Annotated in this window: 27 protein-coding genes; 16 read left to right on the top strand and 11 right to left on the bottom strand. The window is 40.9% G+C overall.

Annotated features, from left to right (window positions below; genetic code table 11):
- Nucleotides 1–154: 154 nt before the first annotated feature.
- The 4 genes from A7968_RS12865 to A7968_RS12880 are packed head-to-tail and all read right to left on the bottom strand — an operon-like array spanning nt 155 to nt 3,219.
- Nucleotides 155–499, bottom strand: coding sequence for an antiterminator Q family protein (locus A7968_RS12865; protein WP_157586739.1), 345 nt, complete (start codon nt 497–499; stop codon nt 155–157).
- On the bottom strand, nt 499–819 hold the full coding sequence (locus A7968_RS12870; RefSeq protein WP_064666975.1) for a hypothetical protein: 321 nt from the start codon (nt 817–819) through the stop codon (nt 499–501). The genes A7968_RS12865 and A7968_RS12870 overlap by 1 nt, the downstream gene beginning before the upstream one ends.
- On the bottom strand, nt 809–2,176 hold the full coding sequence (locus A7968_RS12875) for a virulence-associated E family protein (protein WP_064666976.1): 1,368 nt from the start codon (nt 2,174–2,176) through the stop codon (nt 809–811). The genes A7968_RS12870 and A7968_RS12875 overlap by 11 nt, the downstream gene beginning before the upstream one ends.
- Nucleotides 2,176–3,219 carry a PriCT-2 domain-containing protein gene (locus A7968_RS12880; protein ID WP_064666977.1) on the bottom strand — a complete coding sequence of 348 codons (1,044 nt, stop codon included), beginning with the start codon at nt 3,217–3,219 and terminating at the stop codon, nt 2,176–2,178. The genes A7968_RS12875 and A7968_RS12880 overlap by 1 nt, the downstream gene beginning before the upstream one ends.
- Nucleotides 3,220–3,411: 192 nt before the next feature.
- Here A7968_RS12880 and A7968_RS12885 point away from each other — a divergent pair, with 192 nt between their 5' ends.
- Nucleotides 3,412–3,846: a hypothetical protein gene (locus tag A7968_RS12885; RefSeq protein ID WP_064666978.1), complete on the top strand. Its 435-nt coding sequence runs from the start codon at nt 3,412–3,414 to the stop codon at nt 3,844–3,846.
- On the opposite strand, the gene A7968_RS12890 is transcribed toward A7968_RS12885, so the two are convergent.
- The 3 genes from A7968_RS12890 to A7968_RS12900 all read right to left on the bottom strand — a co-directional run bounded on the left by A7968_RS12890 (nt 3,806) and on the right by A7968_RS12900 (nt 4,803).
- A complete protein-coding gene (locus A7968_RS12890; protein ID WP_064666979.1) occupies nt 3,806–4,048 on the bottom strand; it encodes a hypothetical protein in 243 nt (80 codons plus the stop codon). The two genes, A7968_RS12885 and A7968_RS12890, sit on opposite strands and share 41 nt — an antisense overlap.
- 82 nt (nt 4,049–4,130) lie before the next feature.
- Nucleotides 4,131–4,478 carry a hypothetical protein gene (locus A7968_RS12895; RefSeq protein ID WP_064666980.1) on the bottom strand — a complete coding sequence of 116 codons (348 nt, stop codon included), beginning with the start codon at nt 4,476–4,478 and terminating at the stop codon, nt 4,131–4,133.
- 109 nt (nt 4,479–4,587) lie between these two features.
- Entirely contained in the window at nt 4,588–4,803 is a 216-nt protein-coding gene (locus tag A7968_RS12900; protein WP_064667140.1) for a transcriptional regulator, read from the bottom strand.
- A 96-nt stretch (nt 4,804–4,899) separates the two neighbouring features.
- Between A7968_RS12900 and A7968_RS23725 the strand changes: the two genes are divergently transcribed.
- Complete coding sequence (locus A7968_RS23725; protein ID WP_064666981.1) at nt 4,900–5,637, top strand: XRE family transcriptional regulator; 738 nt, start codon at nt 4,900–4,902, stop codon at nt 5,635–5,637.
- Here A7968_RS23725 and A7968_RS12910 read toward each other — a convergent pair.
- Together A7968_RS12910 and A7968_RS12915 are read right to left on the bottom strand one after the other, a co-directional pair.
- Nucleotides 5,629–6,498, bottom strand: a complete 870-nt coding sequence (locus A7968_RS12910; protein WP_084448189.1) for an exonuclease domain-containing protein — start codon at nt 6,496–6,498, stop codon at nt 5,629–5,631. The genes A7968_RS23725 and A7968_RS12910 overlap by 9 nt on opposite strands.
- A gap of 15 nt (nt 6,499–6,513) precedes the next feature.
- Nucleotides 6,514–6,873: a hypothetical protein gene (locus tag A7968_RS12915; protein WP_064666982.1), complete on the bottom strand. Its 360-nt coding sequence runs from the start codon at nt 6,871–6,873 to the stop codon at nt 6,514–6,516.
- A 184-nt stretch (nt 6,874–7,057) separates the two neighbouring features.
- On the opposite strand from A7968_RS12915, the gene A7968_RS12920 reads away from it, so the two are divergent.
- The 13 genes from A7968_RS12920 (at nt 7,058) to A7968_RS23605 (ending at nt 11,845) form a co-directional block, all read left to right on the top strand.
- Nucleotides 7,058–7,462, top strand: a complete 405-nt coding sequence (locus tag A7968_RS12920; protein ID WP_064666983.1) for a helix-turn-helix transcriptional regulator — start codon at nt 7,058–7,060, stop codon at nt 7,460–7,462.
- Between the two features lie 19 nt (nt 7,463–7,481).
- The gene (locus tag A7968_RS23185) at nt 7,482–7,646 is read left to right on the top strand and encodes a hypothetical protein (RefSeq protein ID WP_157586741.1); all 165 of its coding nucleotides are present in this window, start codon (nt 7,482–7,484) and stop codon (nt 7,644–7,646) included.
- Nucleotides 7,647–7,755: 109 nt separating this feature from the next.
- Nucleotides 7,756–8,019 (top strand): hypothetical protein, encoded by a 264-nt coding sequence (locus tag A7968_RS12925; RefSeq protein ID WP_064666984.1) that lies wholly within the window; start codon nt 7,756–7,758, stop codon nt 8,017–8,019.
- 43 nt (nt 8,020–8,062) lie between these two features.
- Nucleotides 8,063–8,350, top strand: a complete 288-nt coding sequence (locus A7968_RS12930; RefSeq protein WP_064666985.1) for a hypothetical protein — start codon at nt 8,063–8,065, stop codon at nt 8,348–8,350.
- Nucleotides 8,350–8,520 carry a hypothetical protein gene (locus A7968_RS23190; protein WP_157586743.1) on the top strand — a complete coding sequence of 57 codons (171 nt, stop codon included), beginning with the start codon at nt 8,350–8,352 and terminating at the stop codon, nt 8,518–8,520. The genes A7968_RS12930 and A7968_RS23190 overlap by 1 nt, the downstream gene beginning before the upstream one ends.
- An 11-nt stretch (nt 8,521–8,531) precedes the next feature.
- Complete coding sequence (locus A7968_RS12935; RefSeq protein ID WP_064666986.1) at nt 8,532–8,777, top strand: hypothetical protein; 246 nt, start codon at nt 8,532–8,534, stop codon at nt 8,775–8,777.
- 139 nt (nt 8,778–8,916) lie between these two features.
- Nucleotides 8,917–9,204 (top strand): hypothetical protein, encoded by a 288-nt coding sequence (locus A7968_RS12940; RefSeq protein WP_064666987.1) that lies wholly within the window; start codon nt 8,917–8,919, stop codon nt 9,202–9,204.
- Nucleotides 9,191–9,430 carry a hypothetical protein gene (locus A7968_RS12945; protein ID WP_064666988.1) on the top strand — a complete coding sequence of 80 codons (240 nt, stop codon included), beginning with the start codon at nt 9,191–9,193 and terminating at the stop codon, nt 9,428–9,430. The genes A7968_RS12940 and A7968_RS12945 overlap by 14 nt, the downstream gene beginning before the upstream one ends.
- Entirely contained in the window at nt 9,405–10,022 is a 618-nt protein-coding gene (locus A7968_RS12950) for an ASCH domain-containing protein (RefSeq protein WP_064666989.1), read from the top strand. The genes A7968_RS12945 and A7968_RS12950 overlap by 26 nt, the downstream gene beginning before the upstream one ends.
- Nucleotides 10,019–10,285: a hypothetical protein gene (locus tag A7968_RS12955; RefSeq protein ID WP_064666990.1), complete on the top strand. Its 267-nt coding sequence runs from the start codon at nt 10,019–10,021 to the stop codon at nt 10,283–10,285. Before A7968_RS12950 ends, A7968_RS12955 begins: the two co-directional genes overlap by 4 nt.
- A 9-nt stretch (nt 10,286–10,294) precedes the next feature.
- A complete protein-coding gene (locus A7968_RS23195; RefSeq protein WP_157586745.1) occupies nt 10,295–10,450 on the top strand; it encodes a hypothetical protein in 156 nt (51 codons plus the stop codon).
- Complete coding sequence (locus tag A7968_RS12960) at nt 10,447–10,668, top strand: hypothetical protein (protein ID WP_064666991.1); 222 nt, start codon at nt 10,447–10,449, stop codon at nt 10,666–10,668. Before A7968_RS23195 ends, A7968_RS12960 begins: the two co-directional genes overlap by 4 nt.
- 1 nt (nt 10,669) lies before the next feature.
- Entirely contained in the window at nt 10,670–11,845 is a 1,176-nt protein-coding gene (locus A7968_RS23605; protein WP_064666992.1) for a site-specific integrase, read from the top strand.
- Nucleotides 11,846–11,939: 94 nt separating this feature from the next.
- On the opposite strand, the gene A7968_RS12970 is transcribed toward A7968_RS23605, so the two are convergent.
- Nucleotides 11,940–12,698, bottom strand: a complete 759-nt coding sequence (locus A7968_RS12970) for a hypothetical protein (protein ID WP_064666993.1) — start codon at nt 12,696–12,698, stop codon at nt 11,940–11,942.
- Between the two features lie 30 nt (nt 12,699–12,728).
- A complete protein-coding gene (locus A7968_RS12975) occupies nt 12,729–13,760 on the bottom strand; it encodes a hypothetical protein (protein WP_064666994.1) in 1,032 nt (343 codons plus the stop codon).
- Nucleotides 13,761–13,899: 139 nt separating this feature from the next.
- Here A7968_RS12975 and A7968_RS12980 point away from each other — a divergent pair, with 139 nt between their 5' ends.
- Nucleotides 13,900–14,112 (top strand): hypothetical protein, encoded by a 213-nt coding sequence (locus tag A7968_RS12980; RefSeq protein WP_064666995.1) that lies wholly within the window; start codon nt 13,900–13,902, stop codon nt 14,110–14,112.
- Nucleotides 14,113–14,125: the final 13 nt, after the last annotated feature.

Genomic DNA, 14,125 nt, shown 5'->3' on the forward strand with positions numbered 1-14,125 from the left:
GCGCATTTTACACATTTGTATAAAATTTACCACCACAATTAATTATTAACACGCCCCCCTATTTAATGCAAATTTTTTAAACCTGACCATCTATACCTAAATCAAACACAAAAATATTCAATTAAGTTTTAAAAAACTTCATTAAATACAAAATTTATGCCGCCGTTTTAATTAAAACTCCCTTAGCCATCAAATGGCCCTCAAGCCAAGCCCCACCACTCAACAACAACTGTCTTGCTTTAGTTTCACCAATATCTAAATTCTTAGCAATTTGCCGAGTACTTAATTGCGAACGGTAACTCATCATAATCACTTTCTTCGTTTTTGGAGCATACTGCCCTAGCATCGCCACCGCTTGGTCAATCAACAAACCCATATCATCATCAATAGACGTGATCACATCATTCGATGCAGAACTCAGCGTAAGCCCCAAACCAGCTTGAGACCACACACCCCATTCATTAAGCAAATCATCAATAGTCGTAACTAACTGCATCATCATTCCCCATCAAAGCCTAATAACAAATTAAAATCGCCTTGGTCACCCTTATTTTTACCGTGACCACCTACTGTGACCGCTACAACCCTTGCAAGTACTCTATTGGTCATACTGGTCATAGTGGTCATAGTGTTTTTACATACACAAGAACAAGCATATAAATAGAAAGTACAAAATACGCGTGTCCGCTCGCACCCGCGCGCGTATGTGTGCGCGAAAACACCGTGACCACCGTGACCACCATGACCACACCAACAACCACGCACCTTACAGCGGTCACCACTGCTGGTCATGGTCACAGTAAACAACCTACTTAACATTCCAAAACCCCTCAGGCGCCACGTAAAACGCAGGGCGTTTACCATCAATACGTTTTTTCTTCTTAGTAAATCCAAGCCTATGCATAATCTGGCCAACACGCTTTTGTTCAGGCGGTCGCATAGCATGAGGATCCATACCAAGCACCTCAGTCATAATATCGGCCAGCGAATAATCCCCGCGCATATTCTTAAGCAGCCACTCATAAATCATGCCCTCCCACACATCAGAATCAAACCTATCCTCCTGCTGCTCCTCAAACAAATGCTTATACTCATCAGTAGGCCACCAAGGCACCCCCTCATTAAACAAATGCAACGCCTCCGCCCAAAGCTGGTCTCTATCACGGGCAATCGCATCCTGACATATCTTTGTACACATCACAGGCCAATATCGCCGGTTACCCGTAGAATCCTTTAAATACCTATCTTGGTTAGTCGTCCCCACAAACACACATTGCCTCGGGAACTCCTGCACCATACGGCCATAACTGGGTCGGTACCTATCTGTTTGCGAACCAAAAAACTGCTTAGCCTTCGTATTTTCCGCCTTATTAAATGAATCAAGCTCAGCCAGCTCAATACCCCACATCCCCTGCATTTGCTGAAACGTATCCTTTTCACCCAGCGCCATAGGCGTATCAGTAAACCAATCACCAAACAAACTTTGACACATAGACGACTTACCCAACCCCTGTGATCCCTCAAGTATCAAAACAGAATCCACCTTAACGGGTGGCCGCATCACCCTCGCCACAGCCGAAACCAAAAAGAACGTCCCAACCATAGCCGCATAATCAGTATCATCAGCTCCTAAATAATTATGCAACCACATAGCCACTCTAGGCTTACCATCCCACTTAACAGCATTTAAATAATCTTGCACAGGATGAAAAGCATGTTCTTCAGAGTGAACCAAAATAGCGCCTATCACATCATTGGCCCTAGGCGTAAAACCATAGGTATCAGAAAGGTAAATACGTAAGCGCTCAGTGTCAGTATCGGTCCACTCACCCACCTTGCCCTTTAAAAAAGGCGGCTTCTTACGCTTAATAATGCGGTAACTAAAATCGCAATACCCCAACACACCATCAAAAGCAGGGTCATTTTCAAGCACCAACTTAGTATTACTAATACTTGCCTGAGGATTACCCGAATTAGTTCTTTGGAAATTGTGCTGCCACTGCTCATCCCCCAGAGAACGCTGTCGCGCGTCAGCGTTTTGCGGCGGTGGGTTATTTTCCTTATTACCATCATTAGCGCTAGGCTTATCAACCACACTCAATAACTGTGTTTTAACCGCATCAAGGCCAGCGTTAACATGTAAATCATTCCAATCGTTTAAGTTCTTACTCGCCATTACGCCGCCTTATCCGCCACAGCAGAAAAGTCAGGCAAAGCAACCAAGCCATTAACCGCCGCTGCCGCTTCATTCGCCTTGGTTACACCCGGGTTCCCCTTCGTAGTAGCATCATCATCAGCACACAGCAAAAATGTCTTATCAGGTAGTTTTTCTTTCAGTGCTAGCGCAACAGGCATTAAATTACCTGCATCAAGCGCCACCGCACATGGCCATTCAGTTGCCATATGAATGCTAGCGCCCGTTGCATAGCCTTCACAAACAGCCAAAATATTACAACTGCTCGCTTTACCAATAAAGTGGAACAACCCAGTCTTACGGCCATGCTTTAAAAAGAACTTACCTCCTGTCGCATTAATAATCTGCACATTCCAAAGTGCCTTATCAATATCAATCAACGGAATCGCCAAGTCCCCACGCTTAATATGGAAAATAGAATAATCGCGTTCATCCTTAGGTGGTAAATCGCTTAAAAACTGCTTAACCTCTTTTGCACCAGTAACATACTCAGCCACAAAATTCGGCCGCATAACCACAACAACAGACTGCTTAAACGCCCTAACCCCAAAACCAATCACCTTTTTTTCGCTCAAATACTTATTCGACTTAACCTTAATCGTAAACTGGTCAAGTAAACTACTGGCAAATTCCGCAACAACCCCATGCCAACGCTGGCGCGCGGCTTCATCTTCTGCCTCCTGCGCTTCGCGCTCCTTAGCACGTTGTGCAAATTCAGCTTTAAGCCTGGCCTGCTCTTCTGGCGATATCGGCTCACGTTCAAAAGTCAGTCCATTATCAATAGCCATTTTAAAAACCGACTTAATCGTAGTACCGCCGCCGGCCTTAATGCTACGCCACGTACTTTTAACATCACTTGGTTTATAGCGCTCACTGCCAGCGCTCCAACTATCAAACGCATCAAAGCCCGTTTCACCAAACTCATTTTTAATACCCATGCCCACCTTAACCCACTCATCACGCGAGCAATTAGGGTCAAGGTACTGCAAGGCATCGTGTACATCCTGCAAAGTCGTATGCTGCATAACTACTCCTATTGATTTCATCTACTAACTCAAACCTGTCGTTACTTTGTCTTTAGATACTTACATATTATTTTTTAAACCTTCAAAGTCTTAACATCGGTCAGCTCAGCCCTTTAATTTCTGTTAAAAGTTGCCCCCTTAAATTAGTATATTTAGTGACCAAACCAACAAACCAAAATAAGGAAGCAAAAAATGTCTCTTAAAGTCGACAATCAAAATCAATTTGTTCTAATTAGCTCGCTAATCCTCAACCACACAGCTAAAAATTTTCCTTGTAATATAAGTTTATCCTCTGAAGAACTGTATAAAGTTGCTTATGAATACTTCTTACATGAGCACCTTGAAAGTATGGCTGATATGATTGAGCCAACCATCACATGGTTAAATGATGAAAAATACATACGCAAATCTCCTAAAGAAGACAAATATACTATTACTGAAAAAGGCTTAACTTCGTTAGAATACAAAATCACCCCTGCACCGCTGATGTTTAAATTCTTCACCCATAAGCAGAATGGCCAGTATTTATTTTTCAAAGAAACTGGCTACTCTGATGAGCAAAAATTACAATGTACTGGCCCAGCTCTCACTCTTTTACCTGAAAACTGGTATCAGTTTGGCGAATAACAGCAAGCTGACTTTCTAGCTTTACCTTCTCTTCGCTGAAACGCTTCAAGCTGTCTATCATTGAATTGATATTCTCTTGAAGCTTTTCAGTCCTTTGCATGAACATATCAAAGTCTTCCTGAGTTAAGCCAAATTGCTTTGTCTCACCATCAATTCGAAACGTAGCAACACCAATACATAAATTTTCATTGTGCTCATTCATATTTTTCATCCTATTACTGTGTTGTATTAAAGTGCTTTTAAATTAGTGTGTTACCACAGCCAAAATAAAGAAAACATTATTTTTAATGTTTAAATTCTTTTTCCCAGCGCTCTTTAATAAATTCAGCCTCTGAACTAGTAATTATTAATTCTGGCAATAAATCTTCATAACGCTTATCAAACACAGCTTTCGCAATACGTAATAAGCCCTCACTTGGATAAAGACACACAACACTACTCATATCGTCTTTATTAAAATGAGTTACCACCACAACCAAATCACCTTTTTGCATCAGCTCTTCAATATTAGTGCGCACCAAATTAGCCACATGCACTTCTAGCTTTTCAAGCGCAGAACGCAAACGATCAAAAAGTGGCATTACTGCCGAATTATCAACAGTAAAACTAAGCTTCAAATCTTGAAACGCCATAAATCACCTGTATAAAAAAACATATATCGTGCAGGTTTGTTCCTGATTGAGTTATTGCAATAAAATTAACCGCACAACAACACAGGAATAACCCATGAAAACCATCAACCTAAGCAGCTTGTTTGCTTTCCTCAGGCGGATAAATATCAGGCCGCAAAAAACTACGATTAACGCCAAGCGCAGCCTCAATTTGCAGTACCCTTACAACTGGAATTTTCTTGTCTTTCCACTTACCTACTGCCTGCTCAGTTACCCCGAGTTTTTCAGCAAGTTGCTTTTGAGTACCACCGGCGGCCTCAACGCATTGTTTAAATTCTGGTGTCATAAACCCTCCGTTAACTAAACCAATATAAACCATTAGTTTATTTATTGTAAACCTTGTTTTGTATTAAATTCTAAACCTTAGGTTTATGGTGTTGATATGAAAGATAATTCAGTTACTGGCCGACTATGGTCGGCAATGCAAGATGTAGGTGTTTCCAAAGCAGAACTCGCTAGAGCTGCCAATGTCACACCTCAAGCTGCTGGAAAGTGGTTTAAAACAAACTCAATTAGTCGCGAGTCATTAGACGCATGCGCTAAAAGGTTAGGCGTGTCTATAAAATGGTTGATCAACGGTGAAGGTGATAAATTCCCTGAAAACGTAGTTTCAATCAGCAAAAAAAAGCATGATCAATCATCTAACGTTGACAGTTTTATTGAATTAGATCCATGGGATAGTAAAACCCCACTCAATGATGATGAAGTAGAAGTACCGTTTTATATGGAAGTAGAATTATCCGCAGGTATTGGTTCAACAATACAACTTGAAACATCAGGTCCCAAACTAAGATTTTCTAAATCGTCATTGCGCAAACATGGTATTGATTATAATGCTGCCGCTTGTGTAAAAGTGTCTGGTAATTCAATGGAACCGGTTATACCTGATGGCGCAACCGTTGGTATTGATACTGCGAATACCACAATAAAAGACGGTGACATGTACGCCATAGACTGGGCGGGCGCATTATTTGTTAAAACCCTCACACGTAGACCAGGTGGTGGCCTGCGTATACGCAGTTTTAATATGGATGAATACCCAGACGAGAATCTTTCACCTGAAGAAGCACAACAAGTTAGAGTAATCGGCCGAGTATTCTGGTACTCAGTTTTAAGATGATACTTGAGCCATAAAATCAGATTCAGCCATAATTTGTATTTTTTGGCCTTTAGCGATTAAATCCTCTGCTTTACGGTGCTTGCTGCTCTTATCGTGCCCAGCAAGTACCGACATATCCTGATCACCCACAACAAGCATAGTTGTTTTTTTAGTAACACCCTTCGCCACATCACACCCAGCTTTAGCCGCAAGTTCCGCAGCATCAGCTCGTGATAAAGTTAAGTTACCAGTAAACACAATAATATTACCGGCTAAACTACCTTCTGGGTCTCCCTTCAGTTCATCAATGTGTAATTTTTCAAACCGAGATAACTGCTTTTTATTAAGTTCATTAAACCAGTCATCTAAAGTACAAGCTCTAACCTCACACGCAGCGATTAACACCTTGCCACACGCTACCGCATCCTCAAGGGCATCATGGTGTTTAAATTCAATCCCCAAATGCTGGCAAATATTACCTAGCCCATAGCCACGCTCTGAAAATTGAGTCCAAGCGCGACGAGTAACACGCGCAGAATCAAGCCAGTTAGGTTTATCATTAAATGGTAGATCATAACGAATAGAGGCTTTATTCATCGCAGTTCTATCATAAGCGGTATGAGTAACAACATGATCATCTCCAACAAAGAGCCAAAACGCATCAATAAAGTCATTCATTGTTGGTGCATTTTCAACATCATCTGCAGTAATTCCGTGCACTTCAATGTTCTCATAGCTAAAAGGCTGGTTTGGGTTTATCAGCTGGGAAATAGTATCAACAACAACACCATCCCTAAATCGTGCCAACCCTATTTGGCAAATAGAACTATGATCTTCATTTGCCGTTTCAACATCTAACGCCACAAAGTTAATCCCTTTCATAACACCTCCTAAATATTATTTACATGCAACGGGCATCTTACTCATCTTTTTAAACGTTAAATCGCTTACCCCTTCAGCCTTAAATCCAGTATCACTTACATCGCTTACTTTAAACTCAAAAACATCATAAACAATATCGCCATTCACCACTAAGTCACGCAACTTAGCATCCATATTCATAGATACCCGCTCCTCGCAAGCCACTCCGGTGCCGTCACTTTCAATATTCCAAGTTATAGAACCACCAGTAAACGAAGCCTTATAAATCCCCGTTAAATTTGTAGGCATTGGCGTTGCGGTATCAGCCGCGTTACTAATACACCCCGTTAAAGCAATAAAGCTCACAACTAAAACCGCACAATTTAAACTCTTCATTTGAATTCCTTTTTTATTAATTTAGCAAATACATATTAGCTCACAAGCATAAAAGTACAAAAATAAATCAATTAATTTCAACAGGATAAACCTTTGGTTTAATTTTTTACTATTTCAAGCTTGCCTGAACCATAAACCCATGGTTTACTTATAAACCATAGGTTACACAATAAACAGATTAGCTATGAACCCATTACGCACAGAAACCGGATACCAGCTTGACGACATGCACGTTAATGCCAAGCCCTATTCACGCCTACCAACTCAACAAGCGCGCACTTTGTTATTGGTCGCTAAAGGCCTACCACAAAAAAGCATAGCCGCTGAGTTAGGCGTAAAACTGTGCACCGTTCGCCAAGCGTGTAATGAGCTCAGCTTTAAATTTAACACCCATTCCATGCGCCAAACGGTACACCAAGCAATCAAGCAAGGCGTATTGCGCTACACAGTATGCCTACTGTTATGCCTAATTAGCGCAGCAAATAACGACCTAGAACGCAGCTTTAGAACTGTTCGGGTAGCCCGAACAGTTCGCACTACCCGTTTACGCCACCTGCGTGAACTGCAAAACGACTTACTAGCAGCCTAACGGCACAAGGAGAATAGCGATGACCAAAGTATTTTTATTCCCAACAGCCCGAAATAACGCCGCAACAGGCCCGTTACTTCACAAGCTAAAACAAGCGCAAAAGGTATGCCCATTTCAATTGATTATACCCGAGCAAAAAGCAGCTAATAGCCCATACCCTGAGCCACCACCACACGCAGCGTAACTCAGGGAAAGTGTCACAACCTGCTGGCGCGCACTTGCCCAACTAGCCCAGCCGAGTGGTTGCCGTAAGCAACCAACCAACAACACAACAGGAAAAAGGACGAATAATCATGCTAAACATATTTACAGCACTCATCATCAACCAACTAAAGCAGCGCATTCACTTTATGAACCAGCGTATGCAAGGTGAAGAACTACGCATTTACGAGTCAGGTACCAAATACTGCATCATCGTATTTGTAGACCTAAATACACAAACAGTACTCGGCACATGGGCACTAAACGCCAGCGCCAAGCGCGATCTGTTTGTCACTAAAGCGTTTTTAAGCCTCATTGAAAACACCCACACCCATACTTTACGCATGGCTGCATAAAAGTAACAAAAAATCTTACAAATTAATCTCTAGGTAAACAATTATGAAAAATACATGCAACTGTTTTACAGAAAATTTAGAGCGCATTAAAAATCATTTAACTGAGTCGGGAGCAATACCTGAAGGCGCAATTGATATTGATGTTCGTTGGCAAAACCAAGTTTTTATTTTAAGTGATAGGGATTTTTCACCAGTGAACCCAAAAATAAATATCGCATTCAGAGCGCCTAAAAAAGGCGGTGGACACGCACGCAATTTGTGTAAAAACGATGTTTCTATAATGGCTACTCATTGTTGTTATTGCGGCCGTAAATACAACCAAGCCGACTAATGACCGAATTTGAGCAAGCAACGTTAGAAACCTTGGTCAGCTTTAAAGCCAAAGACCAAGCCGAGATCAAACAGTTACTAACTAACAAAAAGCTCAAAAAAGAAGCCTGCGCACTCGTTAAAAAATGGAACGACAAACGTAAACAACTGGGCTTAATCCCTTGGGAATAACAGGTATAACAATGGCAAACGAAAAAGTTTTTAAACATGACGGCACCACTTTTGGCGCTCATTACGCTGCAGAAAAGTGGCTTAGAGAAAACGGCTTTAGTTATGGTTCAAGTAGTCATGATGGCCCTGCTGGCATAGTTAAAGGAGACGCTGCTATTGCTAAATATCGCCACCTATCTGAAGACGATAAAGAAGCAATGGACGGCTGGCTTTATTCTGGCCGTGATCAAGATGCACGAATTGTTTTTAACACTTAGTAAGGATAAATCAATGCACAAATTCAAACGCCACAGCGTAGCTCAGCAACGGGCTCGCATTCGCCAGTTTTATCAACGTAAACACGCTGTGCAAAGCGCACAGCCAACACAAACCAAAAAAATCGCATAGGAGAAACTAATGAACGCACACCAAGCAGCAGAGAGAATGCTAGAAACTGGGCTGTTTTACACTGAAATATTAATAGCACGCGAGTTTGGTGAATCAGCTAAACACGGTGCTATGTGCTTAAAAAGCATAAAAAACAATAAGCGCTACACCATAGTTGAAGAACAACACCCAGTTAAAAAAGTAAAGGTAATCGCCATCGATGGCCGTCGAGTCACCATCGACCAATTACAAAACACCGCGCTGTTATTTAAGCGCCCAAATATGTTGATTGAGGAGAGCACCCATGGCAACAGGTAACGTAAAAAATATCAACGATGCAACTCCTATCGTAACAGACGAATTACTTTTGAAGCTCAGTGATAAACAACAAATACAAGTTTTAAAGATAGAACGTGATGCCCTAATCGAAGTTAACGAAGTAGACGACTTCCCGTTTAACTACGTAGTGAAATTAGGAATTATGAGTTGCGCTTTAGCGTCTATAACAAAGGTGATCCATGAAAATAATACCAATGATATTTAACCAGCAAATGGTTCAAGCCTTAGCTGAAGGCCGCAAGACAGTTACGCGCAGGCCAATGAAGCTAGAGACAAAAGATTGTGATTTAGGTTGCTTACTAAAGCCAAATGAAGTGGCTGGAGAAGTGAATAACGATAACTTTCAAAACGCATCTTACAGAGTAGGTGATCTTATTTGGGTTCGTGAAACCTTTCAGGCTTACGTTGATGATGAGAATGAATACTTGGATGCTGATTTTAAAACAGGTAAAGGCGTCACTGTTAGTTATCCAGCTACAGATAAGCTTGTTGAAATAGTCGATATTGAAACAGGTAATAGTTCTTGTAGAAAAAAACCTTCAATACACATGCCCCGCTGGGCTAGCCGTTTAACGTTGCGTGTAACTGACGTCCGTTGTGAAAGAGTCCAAAATATCACTGAAGCACAAGCAAAGTATGAGGGTGTTTTTCCTGCAAGGCCGAGTTCTTTAGTAATGCCCTATTACATTTCTTTTATGGATTTGTGGGAAGATCTATACAAAAACTGGTGTAAAAACCCGTGGGTATGGGTAATTGAGTTCGATGTAATTAAACAAAACGTGGACTCAGTTAAATGAACGCCATCACCATGCCAAAGGCCTGTATTAGCTGTCAGGCCTATAAACACATTGGTAAAAGCGACGATCCGCACTGCCCGCATACAGACTGGCGCGGCCAAGCTAAAACAAAAACCCGTTATGGTAAATGCCAAACCCACGGCACCCAAGTATTCATAACAGAGCTGTGTAACCAATATCAGCAAGAGCCATTTATAGAAGTGGTTGATGCTGATAACAGGCCAACAGCAAAACAGCCAAGGCAAGAACGCTTAGCATTATAAGGAACCAACATGGCTAAAAAAGTGATCAGCATAATAGAAGATGACGACGGCGTAATTATTGACATTCGTACGCCTGGTCATCGTGCAACCTATGAATTTGAAAACCTAAACCAAGCGCTTGATGCGCTACCTAACTTAGACGAACTGCAAACAGGTGACTTATGAAAAAGCCTAAATTAATGAAAGCCCGCTGCTGGGCAAAAAAACACTTTCACAACGACTCACTACCAAGTTACCAATCACTCCGCGACTGGGTAGCAACCGGCTATGTGCTAGGCGAATTGGTAGGCCCAGGACAACAAGTGTATATTTACGAAGACCAACAACCAGGAACGCATGCAAAAGCAAAAGAAATTGCATTGCAACTAGCAGCGAACAGCTAAAATGGCACCAAGAAAACGACTTAACAAAAACCGAGACCTGCCGCCGTTTTTATACTTTGATAAAAACGCCGGCTATCAACTCAAACTGGTAAACGGCAAGCGCAAAATTATTAGCCAAAACCGTACCGAAGCAATCATCATTGCAAACGAGTACAACCGCATAAAACGCGGCGGCTCATTACTAGACGACCTAATAAACGACACCGCCTCAAAAACTAGCTTTAGCAGCTTAGTAGACAAAATAATTGAGCGTATGACCGCCGATAAAAAGCCCGGCACCAGTGTTGTATCTACGTGGTTAAACGACGCCGAACGCGTTAAGTCATACTTCACCATGCCAGGCGAAGAAATCACCCTAAGTGATGTTACCGACTACATGGAGCACTTTCATCAAAGCGCCAGTAACAACGTATACAATCGCAAATTAAGCTTCCTTGAACTGGTATTCGACTACGCCAAAGACACAGGCCACATGACCACCAACCCAGCAGCGCTTAAAATTAAAAAGCCAAAAGAAGCCAAAAAGCGCAAAGCCCTGGACGTAAACGCATTTGAAAAAATACGTGCCGCCGCCCCACTCTGGCTAAAAACAGCCATGGACTTAACCATGCAAACCACCCACGCAGTGCTTGAAGTCTCGCGCATAGAATACAAACTAAAAAAAGCAGAGCCAGGGCGCTGTGGTTGCATTTGGTATAAAGAACCACTCACAGATCAACACGGTAAAATTTACGGCGAACTGGCCATACACCGCCAAAAAACCTATAAAAGTGAAGCGTCGCACGTGATCATACCCATCAACGACACAATAAAAGCCATTATCGACAACAGCCGCGACAACACCGTATCGCCCTACGTCGTGCACAAGCTCCCTAAAAAGAACTCAAACCCAACCAGTGCATTGGTAAACCACATCACCCAAATAGTAAGCAAAAACATCAGCCGCGAATTTTCAAACGTACGCGATCAACTAGGCCTATACAGTAACCTAAAACCAGAAGAGCGCCCAACGTACCACGAAATACGCGGCCTATCTGCACGCCTAATAAAAGCCCAAGGCTGGGACCCACAAACCCGCATGGGCCATTCAGACAGTAAATCAACCAAAGTCTACACCGAATTCGGCAAGCAAATAGAATGGGTGCAAGTGCCTAATTTAACTGTAAACCTAAGTTAAACCACAAACGAACGCTTTAGGCACATGAGCCACAATTCTAAGCGAATAAAAAACCCGCTTAATTGGCGGTTTTTTTACATAACTTCAAATTTTATTAAATAGCGTGATTACTTTTTAAAACTTCTATACTTTCATTTATCTTATCTTTATAACTTTCTAATTCATGCACAGCGCTTGTAATATCGGCTGTTGGGTTTGTAAAAACCACCTTTTTACTTCGAAGAGCTCCAGAAAAATTATGCAGTTGCCCTGATAATTTTTGAAGATATAGAATTATAATTTCAGCACCTTCTTTGTTTAGTTGACTTGTCAATTTATCAAGGGCTATAACAAAAGTTTTTGCCCTCCAGTTATAAGTATTGTAATAAGGCCCTAACGTAGATAAAGATTCATCGTCATCAACTTTTGTAGTTAAATCGAGTACTGCGTTTTCCCCTGCAATTTCCAATCTGTTAATTGAATTTAAAAGCATATCAAATAATCGTTTTTGCTGATCATACTCATTTTGCTGTTTAAATTGCTTTCTTTGTTCTACTAAATTTTCTTTACTCATTTCTTCAGATAACTTAATGGCAGTAACTGTATACTTATTGGCTAAAGCTTGTTCTTTATTACTTTTTGACTGTAAGTAAACAGTATAAATGATTCCCAAAAATGAGAAAAACGAGAGTACAGGGCTAAGTACACCACCAAAAAAACTACCAAAATGAGACCATGTTTCAGTAGTTCCACCAAAACCGACTCCAACGCCTTTAAACCATAAAAAATAAACCCCACCGATACACATAAAAGCAAGAGCTATAAGTACAATCAAGAGCCCTTTCGGTGAGGATTCACTATTAGAATTAGACATAAATATCCCTTTTTAAATTATAGTTATATATCAATAAGATCTTTCTGGAACACCAAGCAACCTTAAAATTTCATTTTTAACACTTCGTAATTCATGAGCTGGTAACGAATTAGGAGCCTTATTAAAAATACTATATCCTTTTCCGTATCTGTGAGCATAGCTGTTATAAGCGTTAGATGTATAGCTATTCATAAAATGCATATTCTGCACTCGTTTAAGGTTATTGAATAGCTCGATCAATTCTTCTTGTTCGCGCTCTTGCTCTTCCTGCTCTTTAAAGTGGTAAGATCTTTTCTCATCATAATCAACGTCACCTTCATTAATTAACCCATAATATTCTGGACTAAATGTGTAGTGTGTTGATACCCCCACCATCAATAGCGCATACTTTGTTTTTTCAATTTTTTGCTTATATAAGTATTCGGCTAAACTAACCAAATTATTGAACGCGGTCATATTACGTAACTTATCTTCAGATATTTTTGCAGGCGCTATTATTAAATCAGGCTCGAGAGACTCGAAATAATATCTACCAATAGAAAAACTCAAATCTAAAAAAACAAAGTCATAACGCTCAATGATTGGCTTTAAACTTTCTGGTGAGCTTGAATCTGGTAATTCAAGAAAATCATCTTTTTCAAACGATGGAAATTCTCGAATTTCTATAGTTCTGGGGAACGGAAAATTTAATCTAGCTGACTGCCCTTGGAATATCGCACAACCAGTCGAGCCCGAGATCATCAACACTTCATACCCATCAGCCATTAACGCTGTGCAAATATCAATGGTCAGTAACGTTTGTCCTGCACCTCCTTGACCACCGTAAAAGCTCAACAGTTTTCCTAATTTACCTTGCTTATTTGGCGGGTAAGGTAATCCATGCTTCAAACAAAACAACTCAAGTGTTGCTGGCGGTATATTCAAACTGCTACCGGCAGTCACCGGCGCTTCGTACCTTTGCCATAATCGCCGGTTCTTATAAACGCTATCTGCCGCTTGTTGACTCGATAAACCTAATTTTTTACGTAACTCTCTTAAGTTTTCGGGGGTAATTCGCTCCATTAACTACGTCCTTTTAATCTAAAATACCTAAATACGAATCTCACGACGTAATTTGTACCATAGGACGTATATCTTTTCACTTTTTAACGATCAAAATTGCTTGTATCTTTTCCTCAACGAAAACAATAGGAAATACCAAATGCAAAACAACAAAGCGCTACAACTTAAAAACAAACTAGATAAAAACATCTACCAAGCAGAAGCCGCAATTAACGCGCTATGTATTGAAGATCACTTTGAAGCTATGGACAAAGACACCCTAGCAGGAATGCTATGGGTGGTATCAGACAACATAGAAAAGATAAAACGAAGTGTGAGAAAAATTTCAGTATATAAAAACCCGCTAAATTAGCGGGTTTTTTCCA

It is taken from the genome of Pseudoalteromonas prydzensis (assembly GCF_001661495.1).
Lineage (GTDB): Bacteria > Pseudomonadota > Gammaproteobacteria > Enterobacterales > Alteromonadaceae > Pseudoalteromonas > Pseudoalteromonas prydzensis.

Excerpts from the sequence above, each read along its gene's own strand:
- A7968_RS12865 (WP_157586739.1), bottom strand. The coding sequence starts at position 499 with ATGATGCAGTTAGTTACGACTATTGATGATTTGCTTAATGAATGGGGT.
- A7968_RS12870 (WP_064666975.1), bottom strand. The coding sequence starts at position 819 with ATGTTAAGTAGGTTGTTTACTGTGACCATGACCAGCAGTGGTGACCGC.
- A7968_RS12875 (WP_064666976.1), bottom strand. The coding sequence starts at position 2,176 with ATGGCGAGTAAGAACTTAAACGATTGGAATGATTTACATGTTAACGCT.
- A7968_RS12880 (WP_064666977.1), bottom strand. The coding sequence starts at position 3,219 with ATGCAGCATACGACTTTGCAGGATGTACACGATGCCTTGCAGTACCTT.
- A7968_RS12885 (WP_064666978.1), top strand. The coding sequence starts at position 3,412 with ATGTCTCTTAAAGTCGACAATCAAAATCAATTTGTTCTAATTAGCTCG.
- A7968_RS12890 (WP_064666979.1), bottom strand. The coding sequence starts at position 4,048 with ATGAATGAGCACAATGAAAATTTATGTATTGGTGTTGCTACGTTTCGA.
- A7968_RS12895 (WP_064666980.1), bottom strand. The coding sequence starts at position 4,478 with ATGGCGTTTCAAGATTTGAAGCTTAGTTTTACTGTTGATAATTCGGCA.
- A7968_RS12900 (WP_064667140.1), bottom strand. The coding sequence starts at position 4,803 with ATGACACCAGAATTTAAACAATGCGTTGAGGCCGCCGGTGGTACTCAA.
- A7968_RS23725 (WP_064666981.1), top strand. The coding sequence starts at position 4,900 with ATGAAAGATAATTCAGTTACTGGCCGACTATGGTCGGCAATGCAAGAT.
- A7968_RS12910 (WP_084448189.1), bottom strand. The coding sequence starts at position 6,498 with ATGAAAGGGATTAACTTTGTGGCGTTAGATGTTGAAACGGCAAATGAA.
- A7968_RS12915 (WP_064666982.1), bottom strand. The coding sequence starts at position 6,873 with ATGAAGAGTTTAAATTGTGCGGTTTTAGTTGTGAGCTTTATTGCTTTA.
- A7968_RS12920 (WP_064666983.1), top strand. The coding sequence starts at position 7,058 with ATGAACCCATTACGCACAGAAACCGGATACCAGCTTGACGACATGCAC.
- A7968_RS23185 (WP_157586741.1), top strand. The coding sequence starts at position 7,482 with ATGACCAAAGTATTTTTATTCCCAACAGCCCGAAATAACGCCGCAACA.
- A7968_RS12925 (WP_064666984.1), top strand. The coding sequence starts at position 7,756 with ATGCTAAACATATTTACAGCACTCATCATCAACCAACTAAAGCAGCGC.
- A7968_RS12930 (WP_064666985.1), top strand. The coding sequence starts at position 8,063 with ATGAAAAATACATGCAACTGTTTTACAGAAAATTTAGAGCGCATTAAA.
- A7968_RS23190 (WP_157586743.1), top strand. The coding sequence starts at position 8,350 with ATGACCGAATTTGAGCAAGCAACGTTAGAAACCTTGGTCAGCTTTAAA.
- A7968_RS12935 (WP_064666986.1), top strand. The coding sequence starts at position 8,532 with ATGGCAAACGAAAAAGTTTTTAAACATGACGGCACCACTTTTGGCGCT.
- A7968_RS12940 (WP_064666987.1), top strand. The coding sequence starts at position 8,917 with ATGAACGCACACCAAGCAGCAGAGAGAATGCTAGAAACTGGGCTGTTT.
- A7968_RS12945 (WP_064666988.1), top strand. The coding sequence starts at position 9,191 with ATGGCAACAGGTAACGTAAAAAATATCAACGATGCAACTCCTATCGTA.
- A7968_RS12950 (WP_064666989.1), top strand. The coding sequence starts at position 9,405 with ATGAAAATAATACCAATGATATTTAACCAGCAAATGGTTCAAGCCTTA.
- A7968_RS12955 (WP_064666990.1), top strand. The coding sequence starts at position 10,019 with ATGAACGCCATCACCATGCCAAAGGCCTGTATTAGCTGTCAGGCCTAT.
- A7968_RS23195 (WP_157586745.1), top strand. The coding sequence starts at position 10,295 with ATGGCTAAAAAAGTGATCAGCATAATAGAAGATGACGACGGCGTAATT.
- A7968_RS12960 (WP_064666991.1), top strand. The coding sequence starts at position 10,447 with ATGAAAAAGCCTAAATTAATGAAAGCCCGCTGCTGGGCAAAAAAACAC.
- A7968_RS23605 (WP_064666992.1), top strand. The coding sequence starts at position 10,670 with ATGGCACCAAGAAAACGACTTAACAAAAACCGAGACCTGCCGCCGTTT.
- A7968_RS12970 (WP_064666993.1), bottom strand. The coding sequence starts at position 12,698 with ATGTCTAATTCTAATAGTGAATCCTCACCGAAAGGGCTCTTGATTGTA.
- A7968_RS12975 (WP_064666994.1), bottom strand. The coding sequence starts at position 13,760 with ATGGAGCGAATTACCCCCGAAAACTTAAGAGAGTTACGTAAAAAATTA.
- A7968_RS12980 (WP_064666995.1), top strand. The coding sequence starts at position 13,900 with ATGCAAAACAACAAAGCGCTACAACTTAAAAACAAACTAGATAAAAAC.